Origin of the sequence: Streptomyces albidus (ex Kaewkla and Franco 2022) (assembly GCF_013870515.1) — a bacterium.
GTDB lineage: Bacteria > Actinomycetota > Actinomycetes > Streptomycetales > Streptomycetaceae > Streptomyces > Streptomyces albidus.
The window spans coordinates 1-12,525 of the sequence record NZ_JACBXA010000177.1 but is presented as its reverse complement, the minus strand read 5'-3'; the positions used below and the strand labels follow the sequence as shown (position 1 = coordinate 12,525).

Below are 12,525 nucleotides of genomic sequence, written 5' to 3'. Positions count from 1 at the left end.
TCGGCGCCGAGCCGGGCGTGGAGGTCTTCGAGACGCTGAGGGCCGCCCCCGCGCGCATCGATCTGACGCCGGGCGTGCCCGACCTGGCTGCGTTCCCGCGTGCCGCGTGGCTGCGGGCCGAGCGCTCCGTGCTCGGCGGACTCTCGGCGTCCGACCTCGGATACGGAGATCCTCGCGGTGCCCCCGCGCTGCGCCGGGTCGTCGCCGACTGGCTGGCCCGTAACCGCGGCATCAGGGTCGGTGCCGACGAGGTGGTCGTCGTCGCCGGCGTCTCACAGGCGCTCGCGCTGCTCGCGCACGCCCTGCGCCAGGAGGGTCTGGACAGCGTGGCGGTGGAGGAGCCGGGCTCACTCGGTGGCCGTCAGGTGCTGCGCAAGTGGGGGCTGGAGACTCCCGGAGTGGATGTGGACGCGGACGGCCTGTGCGTCGACCAGCTGCGCGCCACGGGCGCAGCGGCCGTACTGCTGACGCCCGCGCACCAGTTCCCGACCGGGGTCGTGCTCGCGGGGGAGCGGCGCCGGGAGCTGATGCGCTGGGCTGCCGACGGCGGCCTGATCGTCGAGGACGACTACGACGCGGAGCACCGCTACGACCGGCCGCCCGTGCCCGCTCTGCGGTCGATGCTCGCGGAACGGGTCTGCTACGCGGGCAGCGTCTCCAAGCTGCTCGCCCCGGCGCTGAGGGTGGGCTGGGTGATCGCGCCTCCGCGGTACCGGGAAGCGCTCGTGGACGGAAAGCGGCACACGGATCTGGGCAACGCGGTGCTGCCGCAGCTGGTGCTGGCCAGGCTGATGGAGTCGGGGGAGCTGGAGCGTCAGCTGAGGTTCGTCCGCCGACGTCACCGCCGCCGCCGCGACGCGATGATCGGGGCCCTCGGAAGGCACCTGCCGGATGCGACCGTGCACGGCGCCGCGGCCGGGCTGCATCTGACGGTCACCTTCGACGCCCGGTTCGAGGACGTGAGCCTGGCTGCCGCCGCCCTCGCACGGGGCGTGAAGTCGCAGCCGCTGTCCTGGCACCGCCAGCGCGAGGGCAGGGCCGGGCTCGTCCTCGGGTACGCCGCGAGCACGCCGGCGGACATCGACGAGGGCGTGGCGGTGCTCGGTGAGGTCAGGAGAGGGATGTCCACAGGAGGGTTGTCATGACTGGTGTACGGGGCGGGCGGGAACGCGCGGCTTTAACCCGATCAGGTGTGCGCGGATGGCCTCCGCGCCGGGTGCGGCTGAGCGTGGGGTCATGACGTCGACTCGCGCGGCTGTCGCCGCACTCGTGACCTGCACGACTGCTCTGGCTGTCATGGGTGCGGCCGAGGCGCCCGCGCCGCACCGTTCCCTTTCCGCCGGGAGGGAGACCCCGAAGGCGTCCTCGGGGGACCGGTGGCCGCAGGGGACCGTCAAGACGGTCGGCAAGCTCGTCACCAAGCTGTCGGGCAACCAGGTCGAGTCGTGCTCGGCCGCCATCGTCGACTCCCCGAGCGGCAGCGTCGTCGCCACGGCGGCGCACTGCATCGCCAGCCCCGAGCGCCCGCGGAAGCCGCAGGCCGTCTACTTCCAGCCGGGTTACGAGGGCGGAGGCGGGCCGAGGGCCGTGCTGACCAAGGGGTGGAAGGCGAAGTCGTGGAAGGTGGCGCCCGGCTGGAACGTGAAGAAGGAGCTGGAGTCGATCCTTCCGAACGACTGGGCCTTCCTCCGGATGGAGAAGCGGGGCGGACGCACCATCCAGGACGTCTACGGCGCGAACACCCTGCGGACCGAGCCCGTCGCGAGCGGCGCCACCGTCACCCTCGGCTACCCGGTGACCTCGCCCTACGACGGTGAGTCGCTCAACTACTGCGCGGGCGAGGCCCACCGTTACCGGCGCGGAGAGATCGCGGCCGCCAACGTGGGTGCCCTGGCACTTCAGCCCTGCAAGCTCACGCAGGGCGTCAGCGGCGGCCCCTGGCTGCGCGGCATCGACAGCGCACGTGGTGCGGGGACGCTGGTGGCGGTGACCTCGGTCGGGTCGGACGACGAACTGCTGGGGCGGCCGTTCCCGAAGTCGGCGAAGGCGGTCCTGAAGGAGTTCGGTGGCCGGAGGTAGGCCCGCCTGACCGGCAGCGCCGCCGGTCAGGCGGGCCGGCCCAGCGTCCGGTCCACGGTGATCTCGATCAGCACGCGCTCCGGGTTGGGACTGGGGCGCCGGCCGTAGCGCTCGTCGAACCGGCTCTCGGCGTCGGCGACCCCTTCGGCGTCCGTACGGACACGGGCGCGGCCCTCCAGCGTCGACCACCGTCGGCCGTCGACCTGGCAGAGCGCGACCCGCATGCCCTCGTCGCCGGCTGCGGTGATGTTGCGCACCTTCTTGCTGGTCCGGCGGGAGACGACACGGGCGACGGCGGTGTCCGGTTCGAACGTGACGCTTACGGGCACCACGTGCGGGGTGCCGTCCGGGCGAAGCGTCGTGATCGTGGCGTAGTGGCGCTCCTGCCAGAAGGCCGCGAGCGCCGGAGAGACTTCGAGAACCGATGTTGCTGGCGTGCTCGTCATGGGAACGAATCTAGCTCTTCGATAGTTGAGTGAAATAGACTCAACTTGCTGGATGCCATGACTGGCAGGCGAGGCGCAGGCCAGAAGCGCCGCCCGTACCGCACAGACGGAGACACGGACGCGCGGACGCACGAACGAAGACGAGGAGGCACGCACGCCAGTGGACGCAGAGCTGACCAACAAGAGCCGGGAAGCGATCAGCGGTTCCAGTGACCGCGCCGTGAGGGACGGGCACCCCGACATCACCCCGGCCCACCTGCTCCTGGCCCTGCTCCAGGGCGAGGACAACGAGAACATCTCCGACCTGATCGCGGCCGTCGACGCCGACCAGGCCGCCCTCCGATCGGCCGCCGAGCGCCAGCTCGCAGCGCTGCCCAGCGTCCAGGGCTCGACCGTCGGGAAGCCGCAGCCCGACCGGCCCCTGCTGGCCGTCATCGCCGACGCCCAGCAGCGCGCTAAGGAGCTGGGGGACGCCTACGTCTCCACCGAGCATCTGCTGATCGGCATCGCGGCCAAGGGCGGAGCGAGCGCCGACCTGCTCGAGAAGCACGGCGCCACGGACAAGAAGCTGCTGGAGGCGTTCCAGGCCTCGCGCGGCAACCGCCGGGTGACCAACTCCGACCCCGAGGGGACGTACAAGGCGCTGGAGAAGTTCGGCACGGACCTGACGGCGTCCGCCCGTGAGGGCAGGCTCGACCCCGTCATCGGCCGTGACCAGGAGATCCGCCGCGTCGTGCAGGTCCTCTCACGCCGCACGAAGAACAACCCGGTGCTCATCGGCGAGCCCGGCGTCGGGAAGACAGCGGTCGTGGAGGGCCTGGCCCAGCGGATCATCAAGGGCGACGTGCCCGAGTCGCTGCGCGACAAGCGCCTGGTCGCCCTCGACCTCGGTGCGATGGTCGCGGGCGCGAAGTACCGGGGCGAGTTCGAGGAACGGCTCAAGACCGTCCTGTCGGAGATCAAGGACAGTGACGGCCGGATCATCACCTTCATCGACGAGCTGCACACCGTCGTCGGCGCGGGGGCCGGCGGCGACTCCGCCATGGACGCGGGCAACATGCTCAAGCCCATGCTGGCCCGCGGCGAGCTGCGCATGGTCGGTGCCACGACGCTCGACGAGTACCGCGAGCGGATCGAGAAGGACGCCGCCCTCGAGCGCCGTTTCCAGCAGGTCCTGGTCGCCGAGCCGAGCGTCGAGGACTCGATCGCGATCCTGCGCGGGCTCAAGGGCCGCTACGAGGCACACCACAAGGTCCAGATCGCCGACAGCGCCCTGGTGGCCGCGGCCGCCCTCTCCGACCGGTACATCACCTCGCGCTTCCTGCCCGACAAGGCCATCGACCTCGTCGACGAGGCCGCGTCCCGGCTGCGCATGGAGATCGACTCCTCACCCGTGGAGATCGACGAACTCCAGCGCGCCGTCGACCGGTTGAAGATGGAGGAGATGGCACTGGCCAACGAGACCGATCCCGGATCGGTCGAGCGCCTGGAGCGGCTGCGCCGCGAACTGGCCGACCGCGAGGAGGAGTTGCGCGGTCTCACGGCCCGCTGGGAGAAGGAGAAGAAGAGCCTCAACCGCGTCGGCGAGCTGAAGGAGAAGCTCGACGAGCTGCGCGGGCAGGCCGAACGGGCCCAGCGCGACGGCGACTTCGAGGCCGCCTCACAGCTGCTCTACGGCGAGATCCCCGGCCTGGAGCAGGAGTTGGCCGAGGCGTCCGCCGCGGAGGAGGAGGCCGCGTCGCAGCCGGAGCGCGAGACGATGGTCAAGGAGGAGGTCGGCCGGGACGACATCGCCGACGTCGTCGCCTCCTGGACGGGCATCCCGGCAGGCCGCCTGCTGGAGGGCGAGACCCAGAAGCTGCTGCGCATGGAGGAGGAGCTGGGCACGCGCCTGATCGGCCAGACCGAGGCCGTGCGTGCCGTCTCCGACGCCGTACGCCGCACGCGCGCCGGCATCGCCGACCCCGACCGTCCCACCGGCTCCTTCCTCTTCCTCGGCCCGACCGGCGTCGGCAAGACCGAACTGGCCAAGGCGCTCGCGGACTTCCTCTTCGACGACGAGCGGGCCATGGTCCGCATCGACATGAGCGAGTACGGCGAGAAGCACTCCGTGGCACGGCTCGTCGGCGCACCTCCCGGCTACGTCGGCTACGAGGAAGGCGGCCAGCTCACCGAGTCGGTGCGGCGGCGCCCGTACAGCGTCGTGCTGCTGGACGAGGTGGAGAAGGCTCACCACGACGTCTTCGACGTGCTGCTCCAGGTCCTCGACGACGGGCGGCTCACGGACGGGCAGGGAAGGACGGTGGACTTCCGCAACACCATCCTCATCCTCACCTCCAACCTGGGCAGCCAGCACCTGATCGACCCGCTGGAGAAGCAGGAGGAGAAGCGGGAGAAGGTGCTCGCCGCGGTCCGTGCGTCCTTCCGGCCGGAGTTCCTCAACCGTCTCGACGACGTCGTCGTCTTCTCCGCCCTCAGCACCGACGAGCTCAGCCGCATCGCCCAGCTCCAGATCGGCGCGCTGCGCCGCCGGCTCGGTGACCGGCGCCTGGACCTGGAGGTCACTCCGGAGGCGCTGGCCTGGCTGGCCGACGAGGGCAACGACCCGGCGTACGGTGCGCGGCCGCTGCGCCGCCTCGTGCAGACGGCCATCGGTGATCAGCTCGCGCGCGAGATCCTCTCCGGCGAGGTGCGGGACGGGGACACGGTGCGCGTCGACCACGTCGAGGGACGGCCCGGTCTGACGGTCGGCTCGACGACCCCCGGGACCGGCACGGCAGGGTCTTCGGCACCGGACGCGGAGCCGGATCCCGGCACGGAGCAGGTGTCCGCCGAGCAGTCCTGACGAGCCTGTCAGGGGCCTGACCGGGAGCGACACGGGACGGCACGCCGGAGGCGTCACCGGCGTGCCGTCGGGTACCCGACCACGACCGTCCCGGGAGTACGACGTGGCTTGCCACGACGGCCCCGGCATGGGGGAGGATGGCGGAATCCGTACGAAGGGAAATACACGGTGAGCATCGATCCGTCCTCGATTCCGAATTTCGGGGGCCAGGAGCCCGACCCGCAGGAATCCGGTCCGACCGGCCCTGTCATCCCCGACCAGGAGCTGGTCAAGCAGCTCCTGGACCAGATGGAGCTGAAGTACGTCGTCGACGACGAGGGAGACCTCGCGGCGCCGTGGGAAGAGTTCCGCACGTACTTCATGTTCCGGGGCGAGGAGGAACAGCAGGTCTTCTCGGTCCGCACGTTCTACGACCGGCCCCATCCGATCGAGGACAAGCCCAAGCTGCTCGAGTCGATCGACGACTGGAACCGGCGCACCCTGTGGCCGAAGGTCTACAGCCACACGCACGACGACGGGACCGTCCGCCTCATCGGCGAGGCGCAGATGCTGATCGGCACCGGCGTCTCGCTGGAGCACTACGTCTCCAGCGTCGTCAGCTGGGTCCGTGCGTCGATCGAGTTCGACAAGTGGCTCGTCGAGCAGTTCGGCCTGGAGAAGGACGCGGAGTCAGGTGAGGACGGACCCGCCGGCGGGTCCGGCGACTCCGAGTGATTCGCGGCGCATGACGCGCGTGTTCGCCGTCAGCCGGCCGCACCCTTCAACCGGCTGACGGCGTCCGCGAGTACGTTCTGCTGCTTGCAGAAGGCGAAGCGGACGAAGGGCGCGCCGGCCGCCTGGTGGTCGTAGAAGACCTGAGTCGGGACGGCCACGACCCCGCACCGTTCCGGGAGTGCCAGGCAGAAGTCGATGCCGGAGGTCTCCCCGAGGGGCCGGATGTCCGTGGTGACGAAGTAGGTGCCGGGGGCGCGGAAGACGCCGAATCCGGCCTCGGACAAGCCCCGGGCGAGCAGGTCCCGTTGGGCGCGCAGATCCTCACGCAGCTTGGTGTAGTAGCTGTCGGGCAGCGCGAGAGCTTCGGCGACCGCGTACTGGAAGGGTCCTGCCGACACATACGTCAGGTACTGCTTCGCCGAGCGCACCGCGCCCACCAGCTCCGGTGTCGCCGTCACCCAGCCGACCTTCCAGCCCGTGAAGGAGAAGGTCTTGCCGGCCGAGCTGATCGTGACCGTGCGCTCTTTCATCCCGGGGAAGGAAGCGATCGGGATGTGCTCCCCCTCGAAGACCAGGTGCTCGTAGACCTCGTCCGTGACGGCCAGCAGGTCGCGCTCGACGCAGAGTTCGGCCACCGCGGCCAGCTCCTCGCGGCTCAGCACGGTGCCGGTGGGGTTGTGCGGGATGTTGAGCAGGATCAGCCGCGTGCGGTCGGTGACGGCGTCGCGCAGCTCGTCCAGGTCCAGCCGGAACGTGCCCTCCCCCTCGGCGCCGCCCGCCTGGGAGGAACTCCCGGTGTCGGGGCGCAGGGTGACGGGGACACGGGTGCCGCCGGCCATGGCGATGGAGGCGGCGTACGAGTCGTAGTACGGCTCCAGGGCGATCACTTCGTCGCCCGGCTCGACCAGGGCGAGCAGCGTTGCGGCGATGGCCTCGGTGGCGCCCGCGGTCACCAGCACCTCGGTGTCCGGGTCGGGCGCCAGCCCCAACTGCCCGTACCAGCGCCGCTGATGCTCGGCGATCGCCGAGCGCAGCTCCGGGATGCCGGGGCCCGGCGGGTACTGGTTGCCGCGTCCGTCGCGCAGTGCCCGTACGGCTGCTTCGCGCACCTCTTCGGGCCCGTCGGTGTCCGGGAAGCCCTGCCCGAGATTGATGGCGCCGGTGCGGACGGCGAGCGCTGACATCTCCGCGAAGATCGTCGTGCCGAACTCCGCCAGGCGCCTGTTGAGCAGCGGACGTCCGGGAACTCGCTGATCAGCTGTCATGGCGGTCATCCTCCGCGAAGCATCCGACTTCATCAACTCCCCCGCGTCACCGACGGGCCGTACCGCTGAATCTCCCGGTTCCGGAGCGTGCGGGTGCCGTGGTGGGGTGTGTGCGGCTCGCCGTGGTCGGGCATGAAGTACCGGGATATGATTGTTGTTCGACAAGGGTTCTGCCGGCATCGTTCGCCGGCGGGCCGGACGGGCACCTTGCGGGGGCCCGGCCGGCGGACACACGGGGGTCGGTCTGTTCGTGGCGTGCGGTATGGCAGCGTCCGGCGGCCGTTCCCGGAGAACTGGAAGCGTCGGGAAGAAGCGCGAGCCGGTGCCCTCCTCATGGGACGGCCGTGCTGGTTCGGGAGAGTCAGAGTGATGGGTGAGAGCCACCCGCCGGCTGCGGGACCGCGGCAGCGCGGGCCGATCGAGGCGGCCGGCGCCGCGCGCGAGGTCATCGAGCTGCTGGAAGTGATGTGGGAGCAGGGCAAGGACGCCGCCTCCGCCTCCCCGGTCTCGGCTTCGCAATTGCGCGTGCTGTACTGCCTCGACCGTGAAGAGGGGATGAACCTGCGCACGCTGGGAGACCGGCTGGGCTCCGCCCCGTCCTCGGTCAGCCGCCTGTGCGACCGTCTCCAGGCGCTGGGTTTTCTGGAGCGTTCGCCCAGTCCCGTAAGCCGCCGCGAGCTCGAGCTGCATCTGACCCGGCAGGGCAAGAACCACTTGCGCGACCTGCGCCTCAAGCGCGAAGAGGCACTGCAGGCGACCATTGCGGTGATGCCGCCCAAGGCGCGAGCGGCGCTCCTGGCAGGGCTGGAGGGGTTCCGTGAGGCGACGGAGTCGACGGTGACCGGGCGTCGGCTGGCAGTTCAGAGGGACGTCGAGGACACGGCCTGACGGCGCCCCGGCCCCGTGCGACGCGTCAGCCCGCGGGTGCGTCCTTCCCGTACCAGTCGAGGCAGAGCACGAGGGCGTCGTCGTCGAGCGGTGAGACTCCCCTGTAGTCGGTCAGCTCCCGCAGGACGGCTCTGGGCACCTGCGAGGCAGGCAGGAGCCTGTTGGCGGTGAGGGATCGCGCCAGAGCGTGCTCGCCGTAGTGCTCCCCGGCCTGTGACGACGTGCCGTACACGCCGTCGCTGGCGAACAGCAGCCTGTCCCCCGGCTCGACCTGGAAGTGCTCGCTGTCGAAGACGGTGTCCTCGAACATCCCCAGCGGCAGCTGAGCGTCGAACGCGAGCGCCTCGACCTTGCCGTCCCTCATCCGCCACACGCGGGGCGAGCCTGCTTCGACGACCTCGGTCCGCCCGGTCGACAGCTCGAAGCGCATCAGCAGCATCGAGACGTACACCGATCCCCGGTAGTGGGCGTGGACGGCCTGGTCGGCGAGGTATGCCTGGTCGGCGAGGCCGAGACCGGCGCGGCGGGCGTTGCGCATCGCGTTGACCGCGAGGTTGGTCAGCAGGGCGGCCTCGATGCCCTCACCCATGCCGTTGGTGATCGCCAGGGTGAGGTGGTCGCCGGAGGTGGACCAGTCGAAGTTGTCGCCGAAGATGGCGTAGGCCGGTTCCAGATGGGCGCCGAGCGCGAACTCGGGGCGACGGCAGGAGCGCCCGGGCAGCAGCTGCCACTGCATCTCGGCGGCGAGCGTGAGCCGGCTGGCGCGGCGAGCCAGGATGTAGTGGTCCGTGTCCCGTTCGGCGACCATGATCTCGTGGCCGAGGGCGTCGCAGATGTGCTCCAGGTCCGGGAGGCACGCCTTGGTGTCCAGCTTCTCGGGGAACGTGGCGGACAGCACGCCCACGCGGTCGCCGCGCACGCTCACCGGGAGGTGCACCGTGACGGTGTGCGCCTCGCCGTCCGTGACGACGAGGGGGTCCGGGGCTTCGAAGGCGCGGCCCTGCGGGCTGTCGTGGATGAGCACCGGGTCGTCGGAGAGCGGCGTCGCTCCCACAAGCTGCAGGCTGCGCACGCCGTAGTCGGCCAGGTGCAGCTGGACGCGGGTCGCCCCGTAGCCGCGAATCAGCGCCTCGTTGACGACGTGGAGCAACTCGTGCGGGGCGGCGGCGCGCAGGTCGCGCTCAACTGCTGCGTTCTCGTTCACGTCTCCTGCTTCTCACCAGGGCCGGGGGACGGGGACAGCCCGGCGGAGCCACGCGAGCGGCTCCGCCGCCGCGTTCCGCTTCAGCGTACGCGGCAGAAATATCCTCATCCCGTCCATGTTCATGATGAACCCATGAAGAGTGCGGTTTTTCTCTGCCCTTTCGCGCCGTGAGCGGACTCCCTTGCCGCAGAACACGTGGTCGCGAGGGGTGATGCTGCGGGGTAACGATTGCGACACGACAAGCGTTTGTGGGGACCCGGAACCCCGTCGCCGTCGCCGACTCGACTGGCTCGTCCGTCTCGACGCTGCCGCGCCGACCTCCCCAACAGGCCGGTGATGCGGGCGATTCGCGGGGGTGCGCCGCGGAGGCTCCGACTGCTCGCCGCCAGGTGTCGCAGGTGGAGGCTGTGAGATTCAAGTACTCGATGAGTGTGGCGCTCCAGGCGTGGGGCAGGTAGAAACATGCAGGACGACAACATTTGCTGCATGGAGGCTTTCATGAGTGGCGCGATCAGACCGGTGGCCGGGGGGAGAGGCCAGGAGACCGGGACGACGGAGACCGCCGGTCTGCCGCTGATCAAGGACCCGCATGCCGTGGCCCCGCAGGACGCCCGCGAACTGACGCGCGTCTTTCTTCAGCGCCTCCGGGAGCTGGAGGAGGGCACCGCCGCCTACCAGTACGCGCGCAACACCTTGATCGAACTGAGCCTGCCCCTGGTGCACTTCGTCGCCAAGCGGTTCCGTCAGCGGGACGACCAGTACGAGGACATCCGTCAGGTCGGCACGATCGGCGTCATCAAGGCCATCGACCGGTTCGACCTGAGCCGTGAGGTCGAGTTCACGTCGTTCGCCATCCCCTACATCACGGGCGAGATCAAGCGCTTCTTCCGCGACACCACTTGGGCCGTGCACGTCCCGCGCAGGCTCCAGGAGCGGCGCATCGAGCTGGCACGCGCCACCGACCGGCTCGAGGCCCGCGTGGGCAGGGCGCCCACGACCGGCGAGCTCGCTGAGAACATGATGATCACCGTCGAGGAGGTCGCGGAGGTGCAGGTCGCCGCCAACGCCTACTCGACGCACTCGCTCCAGATGCCCGGCAACGACCACGTCGAAGGCAAGGAAGGCGACACGCTGCTGGGCCGCATCGGCCAGTGCGACCCCGCCATCGAGCAGGTCGAGAACTTCAACGCGCTCAGGCCCGCGCTGACGGACCTGGGGGACCGCGACCGCCGCATCCTCGAGATGTACTTCGGCGAGGAACTCACCCAGCAGCAGATCGGCGACGTCCTCGGGATCTCGCAGATGCAGGTCTCGCGTCTGCTGCGCAGGTGCCTCGAGCAACTGCGCACCGCCATCACGCAGGACTGACGAGAGCGACGGTTCGTGCCGCACGTCCGGCACGCATCGGGGAGCAGGTCCCGGCGGGACGCCCGGGTCCGTGGGCGCATCCGGCGTCCCGCCGGGACCGCCTTCCGAGGGACGCGCGGACTCTCGAACCCCGAACCGTTCGCGTCCGGTCACGGCGCCCGGTCCCGCCGCGTCCGGTCCCGCCGCGTCCGGTCACGACGCCCGGTCCACGACGTCCGTGAGCGTTCCGTCCGCGCGCGACCTCGCGAGGAGGCTCGCGAGACGACCGGCGACACCACCAGGAGAGGAAGTGAGAGCTGCCCTGCCGCCCAACGCCCTGATGCATGAGGGCCTTCTACTGGATGAGGGCCTTCGGCGAGGTCACACCTCGTAGATCGATTTCCGCTTCGAACCGGGGCATCTCGCGTGCCCGGAGGTCAAGATCATGGTTCCCCTGATACTCGTTCTGCTTCTCGCCCTGCTCCTCTTCGGTGCCGGCTTCGCGCTCAAGGCACTCTGGTGGATCGCCGTCATCGTGCTCGTCGTCTGGCTGCTGGGGTTCTTCATCCGCCCGGCACGGGGCGGTGGCGCCAAGGGCCGGTGGTACCGCTGGTAGACGACGCGGCCGACAGCCGGCGAGGACCCCGCAGGGGTTCCGCCGGCTGTCGGCACAGCACGGCGGGTGCGCTCCGCCCGGGCCGAGGGGGCCGGACGGCGCGCACCCGCCGAATCATGCGATGCGTCTGATCAGAGCTGGCCGCGGATGGCTCCGTCGGTGAACTCGGCGTTGTGGACGTTGACATAGAAGAAGAACGAGTTCCGCTTGATGCCGTCCAGCTCCCAGCGGGTCAGGACGGTGGAGGCGTTCGCCGGGGTCTGGGTCCGCTGCGCACGGATGCAGCCGCGGGACGTACCGTCCACCGGCGGAGTCCTCAGCGCGACGGCGACGGGCCCGGTCTCGCCGGCCTGCCCGAAGTGGATGTGCGCGGCGGTGGGTGCGGCGATGTCGGTGACGCTGAGCGAGTAGCAGAGCCTGTCGTGCTTGATCGAGTACCGGAAGGTCCCGGTCCCGTCCGGGTCACCCGGGCCGGGCACTTCCTGTGCGCCGGTGAGGGCCACGCGGTGGTGGCCCCCCTTGGCGTCGGGAGCGGGCGAGACGGCGGTGGCGGGCGCGGCCGTCGAGGCGATCAGGGCCGCTGCCCCGAGGGCGGCGGCGACGGTGGTGGAGACGCGCATGTGAATGCTCCTGTTCCTGGGCGGGGGAGCGGGCCACGACGTGCGCGCTCCGGTGTCAGAAGATCCGGAGCCGACGCTAGGCGGGCCATCGGGCATTCGCATCCGTACCGGGCATTAGGGGGTGTATCGCCCGATGCTGTTCGGCCGGATGCGGGAGCGGGGCGTGGACGAGCGCGAACCCTCTGAACTTCCTCAACTCTGCTTTGAGGCCGCGAAGGCCGGGGCAGAAGCCGTTCACGCCGACAGGGCGTCAAAGCACCGGCGTCCGGCGGGCGCCGAAGCGGGAACACAGCACAGCGAGACAGTGCGCATTCGCACTGGGGAACCAATGGGGGAACGACTCATGGGCAAGTTCTTGGTCATCCTGATCGTGATAGCCGTCATCGGGGGCTTCATCGCCATGGTCGCCGTCGCGTCGAAGCGCGGCTCCGGCGACCGGCCCTCGCCGCGGCGCCGTCGCGGCGGATACTCCGGCGCGGAAAGAACTGCGTCGCGAAGTAG

General features: G+C 70.3%; 11 protein-coding genes. 7 read left to right on the top strand and 4 right to left on the bottom strand.

Translation table 11 applies throughout. The features are described 5' to 3' along the window. Together H5J26_RS22115 and H5J26_RS22110 are read left to right on the top strand one after the other, a co-directional pair. Positions 1-1,145: PLP-dependent aminotransferase family protein (locus H5J26_RS22115; RefSeq protein WP_181767681.1), on the top strand; the 1,145-nt coding region annotated here is incomplete at its 5' end. A 91-nt stretch (positions 1,146-1,236) separates the two neighbouring features. Continuing rightward, complete coding sequence (locus H5J26_RS22110; protein ID WP_181767680.1) at positions 1,237-2,079, top strand: trypsin-like serine peptidase; 843 nt, start codon at positions 1,237-1,239, stop codon at positions 2,077-2,079. A 26-nt stretch (positions 2,080-2,105) separates the two neighbouring features. Here the strand turns inward: H5J26_RS22110 and H5J26_RS22105 are convergent, their stop codons facing one another. Next, positions 2,106-2,525, bottom strand: a complete 420-nt coding sequence (locus H5J26_RS22105) for a pyridoxamine 5'-phosphate oxidase family protein (protein ID WP_181767679.1) — start codon at positions 2,523-2,525, stop codon at positions 2,106-2,108. A gap of 160 nt (positions 2,526-2,685) precedes the next feature. Here H5J26_RS22105 and clpB point away from each other — a divergent pair, with 160 nt between their 5' ends. Further along, on the top strand, positions 2,686-5,370 hold the full coding sequence (clpB, locus tag H5J26_RS22100) for an ATP-dependent chaperone ClpB (RefSeq protein WP_181767678.1): 2,685 nt from the start codon (positions 2,686-2,688) through the stop codon (positions 5,368-5,370). A gap of 168 nt (positions 5,371-5,538) precedes the next feature. Then, complete coding sequence (locus tag H5J26_RS22095; protein WP_181767677.1) at positions 5,539-6,084, top strand: YbjN domain-containing protein; 546 nt, start codon at positions 5,539-5,541, stop codon at positions 6,082-6,084. A 29-nt stretch (positions 6,085-6,113) separates the two neighbouring features. Here the strand turns inward: H5J26_RS22095 and H5J26_RS22090 are convergent, their stop codons facing one another. Beyond that, positions 6,114-7,358: a pyridoxal phosphate-dependent aminotransferase gene (locus tag H5J26_RS22090; RefSeq protein ID WP_419183833.1), complete on the bottom strand. Its 1,245-nt coding sequence runs from the start codon at positions 7,356-7,358 to the stop codon at positions 6,114-6,116. Between the two features lie 360 nt (positions 7,359-7,718). Here H5J26_RS22090 and H5J26_RS22085 point away from each other — a divergent pair, with 360 nt between their 5' ends. Further along, entirely contained in the window at positions 7,719-8,237 is a 519-nt protein-coding gene (locus H5J26_RS22085; RefSeq protein WP_181767675.1) for a MarR family winged helix-turn-helix transcriptional regulator, read from the top strand. Between the two features lie 25 nt (positions 8,238-8,262). Here H5J26_RS22085 and H5J26_RS22080 read toward each other — a convergent pair whose 3' ends face one another. Continuing rightward, entirely contained in the window at positions 8,263-9,441 is a 1,179-nt protein-coding gene (locus H5J26_RS22080; RefSeq protein ID WP_181767674.1) for a PP2C family protein-serine/threonine phosphatase, read from the bottom strand. A 498-nt stretch (positions 9,442-9,939) separates the two neighbouring features. On the opposite strand from H5J26_RS22080, the gene H5J26_RS22075 reads away from it, so the two are divergent. Together H5J26_RS22075 and H5J26_RS22070 are read left to right on the top strand one after the other, a co-directional pair. Further along, on the top strand, positions 9,940-10,809 hold the full coding sequence (locus tag H5J26_RS22075; protein WP_181767673.1) for a SigB/SigF/SigG family RNA polymerase sigma factor: 870 nt from the start codon (positions 9,940-9,942) through the stop codon (positions 10,807-10,809). 424 nt (positions 10,810-11,233) lie between these two features. After that, the gene (locus tag H5J26_RS22070; RefSeq protein WP_181767672.1) at positions 11,234-11,404 is read left to right on the top strand and encodes a DUF5670 family protein; all 171 of its coding nucleotides are present in this window, start codon (positions 11,234-11,236) and stop codon (positions 11,402-11,404) included. Between the two features lie 131 nt (positions 11,405-11,535). Here H5J26_RS22070 and H5J26_RS22065 read toward each other — a convergent pair whose 3' ends face one another. Further along, positions 11,536-12,024, bottom strand: a complete 489-nt coding sequence (locus H5J26_RS22065; RefSeq protein ID WP_181767671.1) for a CHRD domain-containing protein — start codon at positions 12,022-12,024, stop codon at positions 11,536-11,538. Positions 12,025-12,525: the final 501 nt, after the last annotated feature.